This window comes from Streptomyces sp. NK08204 (genome assembly GCF_020400585.1).
In the GTDB taxonomy this organism is placed as follows: domain Bacteria; phylum Actinomycetota; class Actinomycetes; order Streptomycetales; family Streptomycetaceae; genus Streptomyces.
The window spans coordinates 105,911-122,838 of record NZ_JAINVF010000022.1 but is presented as its reverse complement, the minus strand read 5'-3'; the positions used below and the strand labels follow the sequence as shown (position 1 = coordinate 122,838).

Below are 16,928 nucleotides of genomic sequence, written 5' to 3'. Positions count from 1 at the left end.
AGCGGGCGGAACGGACCGGAACGTCGGCAACTTCGCGGACAGGTCGGCGTTGCTGAAGTGGGCGGGTGCGGAACAGCCCAAGCCGAGGGTCTCCTTGGCGCACATCGTGGCGGCGGCGAAGAGGGACCCCGGCGCGGCTCAGGGTCACGTCACGTACAAGGCGGAAGTCCTCGTCGTGGAGCGGGCGCTGAAGGCTGAGGGGCTGCTCGCCGGCCAGTACGTGGACGGCTCGTTCGGGTCGCTGACGGTCAACGCGTACGCACGCTGGCAGAAGCGCCTCGACTACTCGGGGAGTGCCGCGGACGGCATTCCCGGGATGACGTCGCTGAAGAAGCTCGGCGCGCGGCACGGCTTCAGTGTCGTCGCCTGAACGGGAAGGACTAAGCATGAAGATCTCGACGATGTGGAAGGCGGTCGTCGCGGGTGCCGCTGCTGGCGCTGCGGCACTGGCAACCGCCATGCAGGACGGCACGGTGACGGCGGGGGAAGGCGTTACGGTGGTGCTGGCGGTGCTCGGCGCGCTCGGGATAACGTGGGTGGTGCCGAACCGGCAGGTGGCGGGGGCCCGCGAGTGAGCGTCCAGGATCCGGGTGTCTACATTCCGCCCGCGCAGATGTATCAGGAGTTGAGATCCCTGAGTGATGGTCTGGTCAGGGTGGAGACGAAGCTCGACGGTATCGGCCAGGGCCTCACGGAGCTGGGCAAGGACGTCGCTGACCACGAGACCCGGATCCGGGCGTTGGAGCGGGCGCGGTGGCCTCTGCCGTCGCTCGCGGCGGTGGTGGCGGTCGGCTCGCTTGGTGTGACGGTGTGGCAGGCTGCCGGGCGCTGACCGACGTGGGACCTGTCCGCAGCCCGCGGGCGGGGCCTCTTCATGCTGCTGGCGCCATCTCCGCTCGTACGGCAGCCGCCCATTCCTCGACGAGCCGCTCGTAGACGACCCGGTCGGCGGCCGACAGCCAGCCGCCGGTACGTAGCAGTAGCGCCCGTATGTCCTTGTTCACGACCGCAGCAGACCGCACCGGACCAGGGGTCACAAGATCGCGGGACATGCACCAAGCCTACGAGCCCCCGTCGCCAGACACCATCGTGCAGACCGGCACACGAAAATGGTCCCGCCCCATACCCTGACAGTGACGAAGCTGACAGAGATTGGGGCGAGACCGTGCCATCCGATGCTACCCCCGACCCGTACGCCGACCCACTCGCATTCGGTTCCCGAATGCAGATCTACCGCCAACGCCGCGGCATGAGCCGACCGGTCCTCGCCGGCCTACTCGGCAAGTCCCCGTCATGGGTGAAGCAAGTGGAGACCGGTGTGATTCAGGTGCCCAAGTTGCCGACCATCCTCCGTATCGCCGAGCTGTTGCGCGTGCGCGACCTTGCTGATCTCACCGGTGACCAGTCCCTGCATGTCGACCTGTTCATCGGCCCTGGCCACCCCCGCCTCGCCGCGGTGAAAGCGGCCGTGGACGCGTTCCCGTTCACGGCTGACCGCGAGGCGCCGCCCACGCTGCACCTGCGGCACCGACTGGACGCCGCGTGGGCTTCCCGGCACAAGGCGCCCAACCACCGCGAGGTCGTCGGCAGCCTGCTGCCGGACCTGATCCGCGACGCCCAACTCGCCGTCCGGCAGGCTGACACCGCTGCAGACCGGCGGGCAGCGCAAGCCGTCCTTTCCGAGGTGTACTCACTGTCGCAGTTCTTCGTCGCCTACCAGCCCGACAGCGCCCTGCTGTGGCGAGTCGCCGAGCGGGGCATGGTCGCCGCGCAGGACAGTGAGGACCCGCACGCCATCGGCGTGGCCGCCTGGCTCACCGCGCAGGCCCACCGGGATTCCGGGCCTGGCCACTTCGATGCCGCGGACGCCGTCACGCTGGAGGCGCTCCGCTACCTCGAACCTCATCTCCCGGACGCCGACGACCGTGTCCTCGCCATCGCTGGGGCCTTGCAGTTCGAGGCCGGGTACACAGCAGCGCGGCGCGGCGAGAACGGCGAAGCGTGGGGCTGGTGGGACAAGGCGGAGAAGACTTCGAAGAAGCTGCCCACGGACTACTTCCACCCGGTCACCAGCTTCGGCCGGGCCATCATGGGCGCGCACGCGGTGACGGTGGCTGTGGAGCTGCACCAGGGCGGAGAGTCGGTGCGGCAGGCAGCTCGCGCCGACAAGCACGTCATCAAGTCCTGTCCGCGGCGGGCTCGGCATCGCATCGAGGAGGCGCGCGCCTACCAGCTTGACGGGCAGCCGGACACGGCGCTGGCCACGCTGGACAAGGCGTTTGAGGCTGCGTCAGAGACCATCCGCTACAACGGTTATGCGCGCCGGATCGTGCTGGAGGAGACGGAGTCCAAGCAGCCGGAGCGCAGGCAGCGGGCGTCTGAGTTGGCGGTGAAGCTGGGCATGTTGGCGGTGTAAGGCATGGGGCAGGATTCCTGCCCCATGTTCTGTAACCGGGCCTCTACGGTCAGTTGTGTGAGTCGGAACACGCTGATGCTGATCGTGGAGGTCTGATCCATGTCTGTGGAGTACCGGATCGTCGAGTGGCTCGCATACGCGGCTGACGACCCGCACCAGGCCCGCAACGAATGGATCGAGCGGGGCGTCACCCTACTGCGCTGCGGGCGCCGGTTCGGCGTCGTACGCATCCCGGCAGACCTCGTGCACGCCGCGATGGGCGGCGACGAGTTCACCCCCGAGGAACTGCACTCCAACCTCGACGGCCCGGTCATCCACGACACCCCCGAAGGCCCCTACTGGGTCCTCATCCCTGGCCACGCCGGACTCGTCTGGGACGAAGGCGACGACACCCCGCCTCTCGGCAGCAACCACTACCTCGGCGTCCCGAGTCTCAACCGCACGCAGCCGCCCGGCCTGCACTGGGCCGTGGCACCGCGGTTCGACGGGGACGTGTGCCGGCCGGAGACGGTGCGGAAGTTCATTGCGCGGGCCCGGCGGTGCCTGGCCGCGGTGGACGCCTGATGTTCTGCGCGCGGTGTGATGAGCCGATCCGGCAGGGCGAGGAGTATCGGACCGAGTCTCATGACCGGCCGACCGGTCCCCCCACCACGGTGTACGTCCATGAGAAGCGCTGTGTGCCGGCCCCGCAGCAGACGTACCCCGCGCGCCGCTTCGGCGCGTAGCAGCCCCTCAGACTCCGGCGCCTTGCGGGCGTCGGGCGGCCACCCGAAGCCTAGGCGGGTGGCCACGGGTCCGCCGCCGAGCCACCCCGTCCCGGCGGCGGACCCAGCAGGACGGGCCCCGCCTATGGCCAAGCCCAGGCGGGCCAGCAAGACACCCAACAGCCCTCCGACCAAAGGAGTGAGCAATGTCTGCACCAGTCTGCGAAGCCATCTCCGCGAGGAGCCTCGTGGAACCCGCGTTCTTCGAGCGGCTCAGCCAGCGCGTGGCCAAGAGCCACAAGCTGGACACCGCACGGGCCGAAGCCATCACCGACCAGGCCCTCGCCTACCTCGCGACCAGCGCCCAAAAGCCCGACGGCGCGCCGACCCTCTACATGAGCGCCGACGTCGACCCCGCCTGGCACGAGTTCATGACGTTCACCGCCGACTACGACCGGTTCTTCCAGCGGCCGGGCTGGCACAAGGTCCATCACAACCCCTGTGACGGCTGGGGCGGCGCCACCTACCCGACGCCCGAGGAGGCCATCCCGCCCACCGTCGCAGCCATCCGTGCGGCAGGGTATGAGGTGGTTCCGGCGCTGTGGACGGCCCGCGTGGACTGTGGGGACACCTGCGGCGACGACGGCGTGCCGGGCGACCCGCTGCCGTGCGGCGACCACGGCTGACCCAAGCAAGATCAGATAGGTGGTGCGGACCACGAGCCATACGCTGGCTGGGCCCGCACCACCGCCCACGAGAAGGGACACACCGATGGCGAAGGACATGACGGGGGCTGGCAGGGTCACGATCTTCCCCTTCCTTCATGACTGGGAGACCGGATCCCGCTGCGTCCTCGCCTACACCACCACCGACGGCGGCCTCACCGCCGTCCTCGGTGTCATCCCCGTCGAGGGGAACGTGCACGAGCCCGGCGACCTGTTTGCCATGGCCGGACGGCATCACTTCATCGGCGAGTGGAAGGGGTCCCACGAGCAGCGGTGCGGCTGCTGGCTCGCCTGCACCGGCTCCGGGTCCCGGACGGTGCGGAAGGCGGGCACCATCGACGTGCCCGATGTGAAGTGGTCGGTCGACATGGCGCGGGCCGTGGATCTGGACAGCGCGTACTACGGGCATCAGCGGGTGCTCGCCGGCCGGTTCGCTGTCGATGATGTGGAGCTGATGGAGCGGGCGCGGGCGCTCGTCTCGGGCGCGCTGGTGGCCGCCTGAAGCGTGTAACGCGTTCCAAAGCCCCGGCGGGGGGCATCGTCCCGTCGAAGGGCTGGTCGACGGCCCTGGCCAGCTTCCGCGTGTTGGCTGGGGCCGGTTCAGAGCACGAGATCCGCGAGGGGCACGTCGAGGGCGTCGGCGATCCGGATCAGATTGTCCAGGACCGGGCTCTGGTGCCCCTGCTCGATGCGGTTGATGGCCTGGCGGTCTAGGCCGGCACGTTCCGCGAGCCTCTCCTGGCTCAGGTTGGCGTCCAAGCGGGCGGTTCTGATGCGGTCGCCTACGGCCCGGCGGCGGGCGATGACCCAGTCGGGCGGTGGAGCGGATGGCACCCGCCCACCGTTTCGTGATCATCACGTGGTGTCTGTATTGCCAACCGTACATTCTTGGATCAAGAGCGGCGTGTTCGCAAGCACACGCCACATAAAACGTACGTTCGATATGTGTGATCCTTAACCTATTGTCGATGCGATAGATCACCTTCGATGATTGCCTGCAGCACCCACGCAACGCCACCCACAGGTGACACCACATGACTGATGAGCAGTGCCCCCCGCAGGGGTCCCTGTCAGATCTTCAGCACGCCCGCATCGACTTCGCTCGCCGCGACCTCGAATACGCGCGTGCTGAAGACCTATCTCACCTCGACGCCGTCGGGCTCATCCTCATCATCGAACGCCTACGCACTCGCCTGGACGACATGCTGCAGCTCGTCGACGAGATCACGCCTAACTGACGGCACTGTCCCCGAAGGGCCTCCGTGCATTCGGACGGCGGCTCTCACCCGGACTGGCGTCCGCGATCCACGGACCGTCCCCGGACGGGTCCAGGATGCCTTCCTCCAGCCATGCATACGATCCGCCAAGCACGCCCTTGACCACCTTCCGGTCCATGTCGTCCGTATTGGTCCACAGGCGGGCGAAGAGTTCCTCGACGCGGATGCGGGCCTGGTGGCAGAAGGCGTCGGCGAGCTGGTAGGCCTCGCGGCCGTGCTCGCCCCGGCTGTACATCAGCTCGGCCCGTACACAGGCCGCGCTCATCGCGAACAGTTCGGCACCGATGTCCACGACCCGCCCCAGGAAGCCCTGTTTCGTCTCCATCCGGCCCTGCCAGCGGGACATGGCGTAGAAGGTGGACCGGGCCAGCTTCCGGGCGTGCCGCTCGACATAGCGCAGGTGCCCGGACAGGTCGATCTCGCGTTTGAACTCGCTGTACGACGAGGGCAGTTGCCCCGGCCCCGCGACCAGCTTCGGCAGCCACTTCGCGTAGAAGACGCCCGCGTTCGCGCCCGCCCTCGCCTTGTCGGCCAGGGACTTGTCGGGGTCGATGAGGTCACCGGCGACCGAGAGGTGGGCGTCGACGGCCTCACGGGCGATGAGGAGGTGCATGATCTCCGTCGAGCCCTCGAAGATGCGGTTGATGCGCAGGTCGCGCAGGATCTGCTCGGCCGGGACGGCCCGCTCGCCGCGCGCCCGCAGCGACTCGGCCGTCTCGTAGCCGCGCCCGCCGCGGATCTGGACCAGCTCGTCGGCCATCAGCCAGGCCATCTCGGAGCCGTAGAGCTTGGCGAGGGCCGCCTCGATGCGGATGTCGTTGCGGTCCTCGTCGGCCATCTGGGAGGACAGGTCGAGGACGGCCTCGAGGGCGAAGGTGGTGGCCGCGATGAAGGCGATCTTCGATCCCACCGCCTCGTGCAGGGCGACCGGTTTGCCCCACTGCTCCCGCTCCGCCGCCCACTCGCGGGCGATCTTCAGACACCACTTGCCGGCACCCGCACACATCGCGGGCAGCGACAGCCGCCCGGTGTTGAGGGTGGTGAGCGCGATCTTCAGGCCCGCGCCCTCGGGGCCGATCCGGTTGGCGGCCGGGACCCGGACGCGGTGGAAGCGGGTGACGCCGTTCTCGATGCCGCGCAGACCCATGAAGGCGTTGCGGTTCTCGACCGTGATGCCCTCCGAGGCGGCCTCCACCACGAAGGCGGTGATGCCGCCCTTGTGCCCCTCGGACTTGGGCACCCGGGCCATGACGACGAGCAGATCGGCGACCACCCCGTTGGTGGTCCACAGTTTCACCCCGTCGAGTACGTAGTCGTCGCCGTCGGGTACGGCGGTGGTGGCGAGGCGGGCGGGGTCGGAGCCGACGTCGGGCTCGGTGAGCAGGAAGGCGGAGATGTCGGTGCGGGCGCAGCGCGGCAGGAAGGCGTCCTTCTGCTCCTGGGTGCCGAACAGCTTCACCGGCTGGGGCACGCCGATGGACTGGTGTGCGGAGAGCAGCGCGCCGACCGCGGGGCTGACGGAGCCGACCAGGGCGAGGGCCTTGTTGTAGTAGAGCTGGGTGAGGCCGAGACCGCCGTACTTGGGGTCGATCTTCATGCCGAGGGCGCCGAGTTCCTTCAGGCCGGCGACGACCTCGTCGGGGATGCGGGCCTCGCGCTCGATGCGGACGGGGTCGATCGTCGTGACGCAGAAGTCGCGCAGCTTGGCGAGGAACTCCTCGCCGCGCTGTGCGGCCTCGTCGTCGGGGAGCGGATGGGGGTGGACGAGGTCGAGCCGGAAGCGCCCGAGGAACAGTTCCTTGGCGAAGCTGGGCTTGCGCCAGTGCTGCTCCCGGGCGGCCTCCGCCACCTGGCGGGCCTCGCGCTCGGAGACGGTGGTTCGTGGGGTGGTGGGGGCGGACATTGAGGCTCACCTCGCCGCGAAGAGGGATGATTGAGGGCCGTTCACTACCGACCAGTCCTACTGGATCGTTGGTACCCGAAACGGGGCGACCCCACCACCCCTCGCGCGTCCGATCGGCCGATACGGATGCGCCCCGGACATCCGTACGCACACATCGGAACGGCCCGGGTCCACCAGGACCCGGGCCGTTCCCTGCGGGGGGACGCGAACGCGGTCGTCAGACCGGGTGTGTCAGCCGTGGCTCGCCTTCGCAAGGGCCGGCACGAAGCGCAGGGCGTCCAGCGTGCCCACGCCGGTGGCCATGTCGTAGCCGTTGACGGCCTTGTAGCCCTTCACTCCTTCGTAGCTGTTGTCCGTGCCGTCGTTGACGTCGACGATGCCCGGGTTCTTCTGCTTCAGAAGGGTGTAGAGCGCCGCGTTGATGTCGCCCACACGGTGGCCGCCCGCCTGGTCGGCGAGGGCGACGATGCCCGAGAAGAGCGGGCTGGCCTCACTGGTGCCGCCGGAGACGTCCCAGCCGGTGGCGGTCGGGTCGTAGCTGGAGTAGACCCAGGCACCGCCGTCGACCGCGGCGGCCATCGAGATGTCCGGGGTGCCGCGGCGGGTGCCGACGACGTTCTTCACACCGTCCTGGAACGACGGCCGGGTGAAGACGTGGGACTGGCCGCCGCCGCCCGCGCCGTAGTCGTTGTAGACGCTGTCCGGCTTGACCCGGTCACCCTTGTCGTTCAGGTGCAGCTGGGTGCCGCCGATGGAGGTGACCAGCGGGTCGGACGACGGCCAGGAGTTGACGCGCTTGTTGTAGTACGTCTTGCCGTCGGCCTTCATGTCGGTGGCGCCGCCGTCCCCGGAGGAGGCGAGGACCGTCACGTGCTTGCGCTGCGCGTCCTGGAAGGCGTACCGCAACTTCTTGATGCTGGTGAAGTCGCCCGCGCCGAAGCCCGGGAACGTGTTCTCGGTGGCGCCGAAGCTCTGGCTGATGACGTCGCCGACCCCGTGGTCGATCAGGTACTTCTCGGCGGACATCATCTCCGGCAGACCGGTGGTGCCCTCGGTCTCGGAGACGGCCGTCTCCACCAGGACGATCTTCGCGGCCGGCGCGACGGCGTGCGCCATCTCGACGTCCAGCGACGTCTCGCCGGCCCAGCCGGTCATGTCCGGGTTCTTGGGGTCGAAGGCGGGGACGTGCCCCCACTTGACCACCTTGACCTTGGTGCTGGGCAGCCCGAACTGCTTGCTGTAGACGTCCAGGTCGTGCTGGACGGTCGGTGACCCGAACGAGTCGACGATGACGATCGTACGGCCCTTGCCCGTGACGCCCTTCTTGTACAGGGGGTTCAGGTTGTACGCGGTGCGGTACTGCAGCGGGGTGTAGCAGTTGATGTGCCACTTGGCCTGGCACTGCGCGATGGGCAGGGGGCTGGCCACGCCGTGGACCAGGTTGTGCCCCGCGACGGCCGGTACCGCGAAGGTGTGCGGTACGGCGGCGGGCGTGGCGGTGGTCGCGCCGGCCTGGGAGGTGGCCGCCAGTGCGGCGGCGACGAGCGCGGCGGTGGCGGCGGACACCGCGAGGCCGCGCCCGGTACGGGCTATGTGCATGTGTTCCCCTGGATGGTCCTGAGACGTCCTGAGTCGGACGTGGTGGTCAGGCGCATCCCATCGGGTGAGTCATGAACATAACAAGACCGGAGCAGGACCCTTGAACCGCCGATATGGAATCCTTTACCAGCGGGTTTCGTGACGGTGGATCAGACCGCCGCACACGAAACGGCCGCAGCCCCCGCACAGTGGGCTGCGGCCGTTCCGTCCGACCTGTCCGTGGCAGGTCAGAGCGCGAGACCGGTGAGAACCAGCACGCGCTCGTATGTGTAGTCGTCCATCGCGAACTTCACGCCCTCGCGGCCCACACCGGACTGCTTCGCGCCGCCGTACGGCATCTGGTCGGCGCGGTAGGACGGGACGTCGCCGACGACGACACCGCCGACCTCCAGGGCGCGGTGGGCCCGGAAGGCGGCCTGCAGGTCGTGCGTGAAGACGCCCGCCTGGAGACCGAACTTGGAGCTGTTGACCGCGGCGAACGCCTCGGCCTCGCCGTCCACCTTCTGCACGGTGAGGACGGGCCCGAAGACCTCCTCGCAGGCGAGGGTGACGTCCGCCGGTACGTCGGTGAGGACGGTCGGCGCGTAGGAGGCACCGTCGCGCTTGCCGCCGGCGAGCAGCCTGGCGCCCGCGGCGACGGCCTCGTCCACCCAGGACTCGACGCGCTTGGCGGCGTCCTCGCTGACCAGCGGGCCGACATCGGTCGCGGCGTCGGACGGGTCACCGGTGACCTGCGCCTCGACGGCGGCGACGATGCGCGGCAGCAGCCGGTCGTAGACGGAGGCGTCGGCGATCACGCGCTGCACGGAGATGCAGGACTGCCCGCCCTGGTAGTTGGAGAAGGTCGCGATGCGGGTCGCGGCCCAGTCCAGGTCGGCGTCGCTCGCGAAGTCGGCGAGGACGACGGCCGCGCCGTTGCCGCCCAGCTCCAGGGTGCAGTGCTTGCGCGGCACCGAGTCCATGATCGCGTAGCCGACCTTGTCGGACCCGGTGAACGAGATGACCGGCAGGCGCTCGTCCTGGACGAGGGCGGGCATGCGGTCGTTCGGCACCGGCAGAATGCTCCAGGAACCGGCGGGCAGCTCGGTCTCGGCGAGCAGCTCACCGAGGACCAGGCCGGACAGCGGGGTGGCGGGGGCCGGCTTCAGGATGATCGGCGCGCCGGCGGCGATGGCCGGGGCGACCTTGTGGGCGCACAGGTTCAGCGGGAAGTTGAACGGCGCGATGCCGAGGACGACGCCCTTCGGGAAGCGGCGGGTCAGCGCCAGGCGGCCCTGACCGCCGAGGTCGGTGTCGAGCCGCTGGGCCTCGCCGCCGTTGAACCGGCGGGCCTCCTCCGCGGCGAACCGGAACACGGAGACGGCACGGCCGACTTCGCCTCGGGCCCACTTGATCGGCTTGCCGTTCTCGGCGGAGATCAGCTGGGCGATCTCCTCGGTGCGCTCGACCAGGCGCTTGCTGACGTGGTCGAGGGCGGCGGCGCGGACGTGCGCCGGGGTGGCGGCGAACTCGTCACGCACGGCGTACGCGGCGGCCACGGCCTCCTCGACCTGGGCGTCGGTCGGCACGCTGACCGTGCCGACGAGCCGGCCGTCCCACGGGGAGGTGACGTCGAAGGTGTCCTCGCCGGTGACCTGGCGGCCGGCGAGCCAGAAGGCGTGGGTGGCCCCCACATTCTTTTCCTGGGGCATGTACGAGTCCCGGCCCTTCCGCGTTGGGGGTGTTTCTTTCGCTTGCGTGCTCCACGGTAGGACGGGGGCGGGCGGGGGTCGCTTGTCCGAGTCGTAGCAGTCGGCAGGCGAGGTGCGCCGGATTGGCGCGGTCGGTGGCCCGTCGGTCCGCCGAGGCGGCGGTGTTCACTCCGCCGAGGTCGCCTTCAGCGCCAGCCACAGCTCCATCCGCACGTCCGGATCGTCCAGGCTGCGCCCGAGGATCTCCTCGACCCTGCGCATCCGGTACCGCAGCGTGTGCCGGTGCACGCCCAGGTCCGCCGCCGCCGCGTCCCACTGCCCGTGCCGGGACAGCCACGCCCGCAGGGAGGCCACCAGATCGCCGCGCCCGGTCGCGTCATGCTCGTGCAGCGCCCGCAGCAGCCCGTCGGCGAACGCCTTCACCGCGTCGTCGGCCAGCAGCGGCAGCACCGACCCGGCCGCCAGTTGCTCGTGCTCGACGAGCACCCGTCCCCGCCGCCGTGCCACCGACAGCGCCTGCTCGGCCTGCTTGTAGGCAGCCGCCGCGGCGATCGGTCCGGCCGGTGCCGACAGCCCGACGACCAGCTCGCGCTCATCGGCACCCCCCTGCTCGGGCACCGCCCGCGTGGCCTCCAGCATCGCCGCGTACGCACCGGCCGCGGACGCCGCCGCGCCCCCGTCCGCGGCGAGCACCACCAGTCGCTCCCCCTCCGGGACGAGCAGCACGGCCTCTCCGGCCCGCGCGGCGGCGGACTCCACGCTCTCGGCGAGCCCGCCCAGCGGGTCGCCGCCCGCGTCCCCGGTGGGCGGGGCGGCGGCTCTGCCCGGCTTGGCGACGGGGACGCGTGCGTGGGCGTGCGGCGGGATGTGCCCTTGGGTGTGCCCTTGGGTGTCCCCGTGCGCGTCGGCGTGCGCCCGTGCGGCGGGGCCGGACGCCGACTCGGCGATGATCACACGGAAGGGCGCGTCGAGCAGTCCGCCGTACAGGTCCCCGGCGACGGCCCGCGCGTGGTCGGGCTCCCCGGCGAGCAGCATGCGCAGCACGGCGGCGCCGATCCGCTGCTCAGCCGCACGCAGCGAGCGGGAACGTTCGGTGGTGAGGGTGAGCAGGGCGATGGCGGAGTGCACCGCGTACCGCTCGGCGGTGCCGAGGGCCGCGGCCGTGCCGACGGCGAGCGCGGCGCGCGGGCGGCGGCCGGTACCGAGGGAGTGCAGCTCGATGCGGTCCTCGTTGTCCGGTCCGCCGACCACGGAGGACGCGGGCGCGGGCCGCTCCCGCAGCCGCTCCACCTCCGCCGTCAGCCGCGCCGCCCTGCGGCCCGCCCACTCGGGTGCGGTGGCGACGACGGCACCGGAGGCGTCGTAGAGCGCCGCCCACCCGTCGACCTGGGCGGCGAGCGCGGCGAGCAGCCCCTCGGGGCCGGAGTTCAGGGTCTGCTTGGTCAGCTCCCGCTGGGCGGCGAAGCCCGCCGTGACCGCCCGGTACTGGTCGGCGGCGATCGCAGCGGACACGGCCTTGCTGATGGCGAGGAACGGTGTGCGGCGCGGCACCTCCAGCAGTGGCAGCCCCTCCTGCCGGGCGGCGTCGACGAGGGCCTCGGGGATCTCCTCGTAGTTGACCCCGACAGCGAACCCGAGGCCGACGACCCCCGCTCCGGCCAGCCGCTTCACATAGCGCCGCATGGCCTCCGGATCCTCCGCGTCCAGCTTCAGCGCGGTGATCAGCAGCAGCTCGCCGCCCTCCATGTACGGCACGGGGTCGGCCAGCTCACTGACGTGCGCCCACCGGACGGGCACGTCCAGCCGGTCCTCGCCCGCGCGCACGGTCAGCTTGAGCGCGGAGTGGTGGACGAGGGAGGCGAGGGTGAGGGACATGGGGCCTTCAGCGTGGGAGGGAATCGATGAGGCGACAGAGAGACCGCGGTGATGTGACACTGCCGCCGAGCGCTGTGATCTTTTGGCCGTCGCGTATGAACGGCCTACTGCGATTCTGCCTCACCGTATGGTCCGGTGACGCCCCCGGACCGTGTCTCAGCCCCGCAGATCCACCAACAACGGCGGCGCATGCTCCCCCCGCACGGTCGTCAACGACAACACGGCATGCCCCGGCGGAACACCATGCGCCAACTCGGAGGCGGACCAGCGTTCGCGTTCGACCTGGCGGACGGTGACGGCCTCCGTGGTCACCGCCTTGCCGGTGACCAGTTTGCGCAGGGAGTGCATGGCGCGGGTCATCGGCTGGTCCGCGAAGACGGTGTGCTGGGACACGTCCCGGGTCTCCACCCACTCCGTTCCCCAGGACTGGGCGAAACGGCTGCCGTCCCACGTCGTCACGCCGGAGAACGCCATCCGGCAGCCGACGGCCCCGTACAGCGGCCCGTGCAGCGCCTCGGGTACGTCACCGATGCTGCGCAGGGCGAGCACGACGCCGGCGTTCTGGGAGCGCAGCCGCTGGATCCGGCGCACCGACTCCGCGGTGAGCGCACCGGTGGCGTCGTCCAGTACGAGACAGGCGAAGTGGGTCCGCCGTCCGCTGCGTACGACGGCGGTGAACTGGGCCAGGATCAGCCGCGTGAGCAGCCGGGACGCCTCCTCGTGCCCCTGCTCGGGCAGGTCGATGCGGACCCGCAGCGGATGGTGGGCCACGGCACGCAGCGAGAACGGCCGGGTGCCGCCGCCCGCGCCGAAGAACTCGGCGAAGACCGGCCGGTTCAGCAGGGCGAGCCGGTCGGCGAGGGCGCGGCCGACGTCGTCCGAGCCGCCGGTCTGCCGGATACGGGCCTCCAGTTCCCGGCGCATCGTGGCGTGCCCGCCGTCTGCCAGCGCCGTGCGCAGCGCGGAGACCGCCGACGGTTCGCCTTCCAGCAGCTCCCGCAGTTCGGGCAGGGGCGGGAAGCGTCCGTGCACCGCCCGGTAGGGGCCGAGCACCTGGGCGAGTGCGGTTGCCGCGTGCCGGCTTCCCACGGTCTCGAGGTCGCCCACGAGTCCCTCGGCCAGGACGGCGGCGGCCTCGTCGGGGTCCTCGGTCTCGGCGTACGGGTCCAGGTCGTGGACGGACGCGGGGTCTCCGATCCGTACGATCACGTCGAACGCGGCGTCCGCTCCCAGCGGCGCGCCGGGTGCGGAGACCGCCACGACGGCGCACTCCCCGGTGAGGGCTTGGAGGGCCAGCGCCTCGGTGACCGGCTCGACGAGCTGCCGGGTCTTGCCCGAGCCGGAGGGGCCGACGGCGAGCAGAGAGGTGCCCAGTTCCTGGGGGCCGAGCGCCGCGCCCATGTCCTGATAGGCCTGCGGGACTCGTTCGGCCGCCACCCACCGTCCGATGCGTACCTGGCCGACGAGCAGATCGTGCCGGGCGCGGCGGCGGGGCAGGTCGCGTTCCCCGGACGGGTGGGTCCAGGCCGCGCCGCCCTGGTGCAGCACGGTGTCCCGGAAGGCGGCGAGGGTGGCGTCCCTCTTCGCGGCGGCCCAGGCACGCGTGACGCGTGCGCAGTCGACGTCGTTCATGCGGCCACCGGCCACCTCGGTGCTGAGGACATCGGCGGCCTCGTGCAGCCCGGCCTCGTGCAGTTCGGGCCACTGTGCGCGGGGCCGCTCAGCAGCCGGTGTCACGCTGTCGCCGGTGCGGGCGGCACGCAGTTGCCTGGCGTACGGCAACCAGTCGCCGAGCCGGGCGAACGGCCAGACGACGACCGCCGTGATGACGGCGTACAGGCTGTAGACGAACAGCACCGAGGTGAACAGGTGGAGGTCGCCGGAGAGCGCGATGACAAGGTCGCCCACGGTGTCGAAGACCGGAGCGGCACCCCAGAAGGCACCGGGAAAGGCACTGGGGAAGACCCAGCCCACCGCGACGAGGGCGCCCAGCGCGGTGATCACGGCCCGCCGGGGCTGCGGTACACGGTCGAGGAAGTAGCGGAGCGCCTTGCCCCAGCTGCCCAGGCGGCCCATGGCACAGCAGAGCAGGACGAACGCCGCGCCCCGGTAGGCGAGCACGGCGTGGGCGGCCCTGTCGGTCTTCGGGTACACCTCGGTGCCGGCCCACCACCAGCCGTTCGGGGTGATCAGCCGCAGAACGGCCCACTGGTACGGAATCAGCCCTCGGATCCAGAGCGACCAGATGATCAGTCCGACCACCAGCGGGATCAGCATCCCGGCCATTGTCGTCGGCGAGAGCCGCCCGGCCGTGCGCGCACCCTTCGGCAACCGGTAGCCGTACCGCCAGATGCCGGGCTCGGCCGCCGGGCGGGATTCGTCGAGCCAGGCGGCGACGGCCGAGCGGGGAGGCACGCCCGGCCGGTCCCCGCCAGGCGTGTGCGCCGGGCGCGGCGGCATCGCCGGCAGAGGCGGTACCGCGGGGCCCCCCTGGGGTGCGGCGGTGCCCTCCAGGGGGGGTGCCGGGCGCGGTACCGGATTCGCATGCGTGCCGCGCGCGTCCCGTGTCCCGTCGCTGTTCATCGCCCTGCCCCCTGACCAGCCGTTCCGTCCACCATCAGCGAGCCAATCTAACGCCCCGGCAAGGGGAGTTCACCGCTTACGTGGCCGAGAAGAGGGCACGAGCGGACGCACCGGGGGCAGTGCGGCTATGTCCACCACGGACAACCGGATGCCGCGACAACGCCCACATGGAGCATGCCCAGCCCTCGGTCCCGGCCCTAGCCTGCGAAGAAAGATAGGTAAGCGTCCGAAAACGCACCGCCGGAACCGTTCGGAACTGTTCGGGAACGGCGGGAACAGACCGGTATGTCTGGAGACGTCCGGTACGCAAGATCACTCAGGGAGCCCCCATGACCGCACTTCCGCAGGAGCGCCGCGTCGTCACCGCCATCCCCGGCCCGAAGTCGCAGGAGCTGCAGGCCCGCCGCACCGCCGTGGTCGCGCAGGGCGTGGGCTCCGTGCTGCCGGTGTTCACCGCGCGCGCGGGTGGCGGCATCATCGAGGACGTCGACGGCAACCGGCTCATCGACTTCGGCTCCGGCATCGCGGTGACGAGCGTCGGCGCCTCCGCCGAGGCCGTCGTGCGCCGTGCCTCCGCCCAGCTGGCCGACTTCACCCACACCTGTTTCATGGTCACCCCGTACGAGGGTTACGTCGCCGTCGCCGAGGCGCTCGCCGAGCTGACCCCGGGTGACCACGCCAAGAAGTCCGCGCTGTTCAACTCCGGCGCCGAGGCCGTCGAGAACGCCGTCAAGATCGCGCGTGCGTACACCAAGCGGCAGGCCGTCGTCGTGTTCGACCACGGTTACCACGGGCGCACCAACCTGACCATGGCGCTCACCGCCAAGAACATGCCGTACAAGCACGGCTTCGGCCCCTTCGCCCCCGAGGTCTACCGGGTGCCGGTGGCGTACGCCTACCGCTGGCCGACCGGGCCCGAGAACGCCGGTCCCGAGGCCGCGAAGATGGCCATCGACCAGATGTCCAAGCAGGTCGGCGCGGACAACATCGCCGCGATCATCATCGAGCCGGTGCTCGGCGAGGGCGGCTTCATCGAGCCGGCCAAGGGCTTCCTGCCGGAGATCGTGAAGTTCGCCAACGACAACGGCATCGTCTTCGTCGCCGACGAGATCCAGTCCGGTTTCTGCCGCACCGGCCAGTGGTTCGCGTGCGAGGACGAGGGCATCGTCCCGGACCTGATCACCACCGCCAAGGGCATCGCCGGTGGTCTGCCGCTGGCCGCCGTGACGGGCCGCGCCGAGATCATGGACGCCGCGCACGCCGGCGGCCTGGGCGGCACCTACGGCGGTAACCCCGTCGCGTGCGCCGGTGCCCTCGGCGCCATCGAGACGATGAAGGAGCTGGACCTCAACGCCAAGGCGAAGAACATCGAGGCCGTCATGAAGGGCCGCCTGACGGCCATGGCCGAGAAGTTCGACGTCATCGGTGACGTCCGCGGCCGTGGCGCGATGATCGCCATCGAGCTGGTCAAGGACCGGGCCACCAAGGAGCCGAACCCGGAGGCCACCGCCGCGCTCGCCAAGGCCTGCCACCAGGAGGGCCTGCTGGTGCTGACCTGCGGCACCTACGGCAACGTGCTGCGCTTCCTGCCCCCGCTGGTCATCGGCGACGACCTGCTCAACGAGGGCCTCGACATCATCGAGCAGGCCTTCGCTCGCATCTGAGCGAGCGGTTCGCACGTCTGGAGCCTCTGGCAGGTCGCTTGCGGCAGGGCATGTGAAGAAGGTGTGCGGGGTGGATGACGGGACGCCCTTCCGCCTGCCCAAGCGTCCTGACCTGCCGTAGGTTCTACCCAGATGAGAGATACACCCCGTCCACGGGTGACTGTGGACGGAATCAGGCCGGGGCCTCCCCAGCTTCGACCTGATCGTGCCTCGCGCACACAACCGGCGCCTTGACGGCTCCGGGATCTCCTCACCGATCGGACGGTCGCCGCCCCAAACCCCCCGGGGCGCGCGACGTTCCGGTCCGGACGGCCGCCTCGGAACCATCCCCCCTGTTCCGGGGCGGCCGACCTCCTCCCTTTCGCCTTCTGCTGTGACGGTTCTGCGTTCGCGCACGCCCGGGCAAACTCCGGCTGTTCCGGACGATCGGAAACGCACCGGCTTCCCAACGGCTGGAGCAGTTCCGGGGAGGGTCCGCGGACCGGCGTCCG

The 16,928-nt window shown here is 70.6% G+C and carries 16 protein-coding genes and 1 pseudogene; 10 read left to right on the top strand and 7 right to left on the bottom strand.

Going from position 1 to position 16,928, the window contains the following annotated elements; all coding sequences use genetic code 11:
- From K7G59_RS27045 to K7G59_RS27035, 3 genes are all read left to right on the top strand, one after another.
- Nucleotides 1-370: peptidoglycan-binding protein (locus K7G59_RS27045; RefSeq protein ID WP_374114286.1), on the top strand; the 370-nt coding region annotated here is incomplete at its 5' end.
- 16 nt (nt 371-386) lie between these two features.
- On the top strand, nt 387-575 hold the full coding sequence (locus tag K7G59_RS27040) for a hypothetical protein (RefSeq protein ID WP_225838655.1): 189 nt from the start codon (nt 387-389) through the stop codon (nt 573-575).
- Nucleotides 572-832 carry a hemolysin XhlA family protein gene (locus K7G59_RS27035; protein WP_225838654.1) on the top strand — a complete coding sequence of 87 codons (261 nt, stop codon included), beginning with the start codon at nt 572-574 and terminating at the stop codon, nt 830-832. The genes K7G59_RS27040 and K7G59_RS27035 overlap by 4 nt, the downstream gene beginning before the upstream one ends.
- A gap of 40 nt (nt 833-872) precedes the next feature.
- On the opposite strand, the gene K7G59_RS27030 is transcribed toward K7G59_RS27035, so the two are convergent.
- Nucleotides 873-1,052: a hypothetical protein gene (locus K7G59_RS27030; RefSeq protein ID WP_225838653.1), complete on the bottom strand. Its 180-nt coding sequence runs from the start codon at nt 1,050-1,052 to the stop codon at nt 873-875.
- Between the two features lie 113 nt (nt 1,053-1,165).
- On the opposite strand from K7G59_RS27030, the gene K7G59_RS27025 reads away from it, so the two are divergent.
- The 4 genes from K7G59_RS27025 (at nt 1,166) to K7G59_RS27010 (ending at nt 4,347) form a co-directional block, all read left to right on the top strand.
- Nucleotides 1,166-2,416: a helix-turn-helix domain-containing protein gene (locus K7G59_RS27025; RefSeq protein ID WP_225838652.1), complete on the top strand. Its 1,251-nt coding sequence runs from the start codon at nt 1,166-1,168 to the stop codon at nt 2,414-2,416.
- A gap of 99 nt (nt 2,417-2,515) precedes the next feature.
- Nucleotides 2,516-2,980: a hypothetical protein gene (locus tag K7G59_RS27020; protein ID WP_225838651.1), complete on the top strand. Its 465-nt coding sequence runs from the start codon at nt 2,516-2,518 to the stop codon at nt 2,978-2,980.
- A 346-nt stretch (nt 2,981-3,326) separates the two neighbouring features.
- Nucleotides 3,327-3,806: a hypothetical protein gene (locus K7G59_RS27015; RefSeq protein ID WP_225838650.1), complete on the top strand. Its 480-nt coding sequence runs from the start codon at nt 3,327-3,329 to the stop codon at nt 3,804-3,806.
- Nucleotides 3,807-3,891: 85 nt separating this feature from the next.
- A complete protein-coding gene (locus tag K7G59_RS27010; protein WP_225838649.1) occupies nt 3,892-4,347 on the top strand; it encodes a hypothetical protein in 456 nt (151 codons plus the stop codon).
- A gap of 98 nt (nt 4,348-4,445) precedes the next feature.
- On the opposite strand, the gene K7G59_RS27005 is transcribed toward K7G59_RS27010, so the two are convergent.
- The gene (locus K7G59_RS27005) at nt 4,446-4,679 is read right to left on the bottom strand and encodes a helix-turn-helix domain-containing protein (RefSeq protein ID WP_225838648.1); all 234 of its coding nucleotides are present in this window, start codon (nt 4,677-4,679) and stop codon (nt 4,446-4,448) included.
- Between the two features lie 200 nt (nt 4,680-4,879).
- Here K7G59_RS27005 and K7G59_RS27000 point away from each other — a divergent pair, with 200 nt between their 5' ends.
- Complete coding sequence (locus K7G59_RS27000; RefSeq protein ID WP_225838646.1) at nt 4,880-5,083, top strand: hypothetical protein; 204 nt, start codon at nt 4,880-4,882, stop codon at nt 5,081-5,083.
- Here K7G59_RS27000 and K7G59_RS26995 read toward each other — a convergent pair.
- From K7G59_RS26995 to K7G59_RS26975, 5 genes are all read right to left on the bottom strand, one after another.
- On the bottom strand, nt 5,076-7,025 hold the full coding sequence (locus K7G59_RS26995; protein WP_225838644.1) for an acyl-CoA dehydrogenase family protein: 1,950 nt from the start codon (nt 7,023-7,025) through the stop codon (nt 5,076-5,078). The genes K7G59_RS27000 and K7G59_RS26995 overlap by 8 nt on opposite strands.
- A gap of 231 nt (nt 7,026-7,256) precedes the next feature.
- The gene (locus tag K7G59_RS26990; RefSeq protein ID WP_225838642.1) at nt 7,257-8,624 is read right to left on the bottom strand and encodes a S8 family serine peptidase; all 1,368 of its coding nucleotides are present in this window, start codon (nt 8,622-8,624) and stop codon (nt 7,257-7,259) included.
- A gap of 227 nt (nt 8,625-8,851) precedes the next feature.
- Nucleotides 8,852-10,297 carry an aldehyde dehydrogenase family protein gene (locus K7G59_RS26985; protein ID WP_225838640.1) on the bottom strand — a complete coding sequence of 482 codons (1,446 nt, stop codon included), beginning with the start codon at nt 10,295-10,297 and terminating at the stop codon, nt 8,852-8,854.
- Nucleotides 10,298-10,480: 183 nt separating this feature from the next.
- The gene (locus tag K7G59_RS26980; protein ID WP_225838639.1) at nt 10,481-12,190 is read right to left on the bottom strand and encodes a PucR family transcriptional regulator; all 1,710 of its coding nucleotides are present in this window, start codon (nt 12,188-12,190) and stop codon (nt 10,481-10,483) included.
- 156 nt (nt 12,191-12,346) lie between these two features.
- Nucleotides 12,347-14,773 carry an ATP/GTP-binding protein gene (locus K7G59_RS26975; RefSeq protein ID WP_225838638.1) on the bottom strand — a complete coding sequence of 809 codons (2,427 nt, stop codon included), beginning with the start codon at nt 14,771-14,773 and terminating at the stop codon, nt 12,347-12,349.
- A gap of 329 nt (nt 14,774-15,102) precedes the next feature.
- On the opposite strand from K7G59_RS26975, the gene gabT reads away from it, so the two are divergent.
- Both gabT and K7G59_RS35415 read left to right on the top strand, forming a co-directional pair.
- Nucleotides 15,103-16,437 (top strand): 4-aminobutyrate--2-oxoglutarate transaminase, encoded by a 1,335-nt coding sequence (gene gabT, locus K7G59_RS26970; RefSeq protein WP_225838637.1) that lies wholly within the window; start codon nt 15,103-15,105, stop codon nt 16,435-16,437.
- A 132-nt stretch (nt 16,438-16,569) separates the two neighbouring features.
- Nucleotides 16,570-16,786, top strand: a pseudogene (locus K7G59_RS35415) (phosphoesterase); the annotation flags it as partial.
- Nucleotides 16,787-16,928 lie beyond the last annotated feature (142 nt).

Bases quoted from the DNA above. Each gene is read 5' to 3' on its own strand.
- K7G59_RS26990 (WP_225838642.1), bottom strand. From the start codon at position 8,624: ATGCACATAGCCCGTACCGGGCGCGGCCTCGCGGTGTCCGCCGCCACC.
- K7G59_RS26975 (WP_225838638.1), bottom strand. From the start codon at position 14,773: ATGAACAGCGACGGGACACGGGACGCGCGCGGCACGCATGCGAATCCG.
- K7G59_RS27030 (WP_225838653.1), bottom strand. From the start codon at position 1,052: ATGTCCCGCGATCTTGTGACCCCTGGTCCGGTGCGGTCTGCTGCGGTC.
- K7G59_RS27020 (WP_225838651.1), top strand. From the start codon at position 2,516: ATGTCTGTGGAGTACCGGATCGTCGAGTGGCTCGCATACGCGGCTGAC.
- K7G59_RS27000 (WP_225838646.1), top strand. From the start codon at position 4,880: ATGACTGATGAGCAGTGCCCCCCGCAGGGGTCCCTGTCAGATCTTCAG.
- K7G59_RS27040 (WP_225838655.1), top strand. From the start codon at position 387: ATGAAGATCTCGACGATGTGGAAGGCGGTCGTCGCGGGTGCCGCTGCT.
- K7G59_RS26980 (WP_225838639.1), bottom strand. From the start codon at position 12,190: ATGTCCCTCACCCTCGCCTCCCTCGTCCACCACTCCGCGCTCAAGCTG.
- K7G59_RS27010 (WP_225838649.1), top strand. From the start codon at position 3,892: ATGGCGAAGGACATGACGGGGGCTGGCAGGGTCACGATCTTCCCCTTC.
- K7G59_RS27015 (WP_225838650.1), top strand. From the start codon at position 3,327: ATGTCTGCACCAGTCTGCGAAGCCATCTCCGCGAGGAGCCTCGTGGAA.
- gabT (WP_225838637.1), top strand. From the start codon at position 15,103: ATGACCGCACTTCCGCAGGAGCGCCGCGTCGTCACCGCCATCCCCGGC.
- K7G59_RS26995 (WP_225838644.1), bottom strand. From the start codon at position 7,025: ATGTCCGCCCCCACCACCCCACGAACCACCGTCTCCGAGCGCGAGGCC.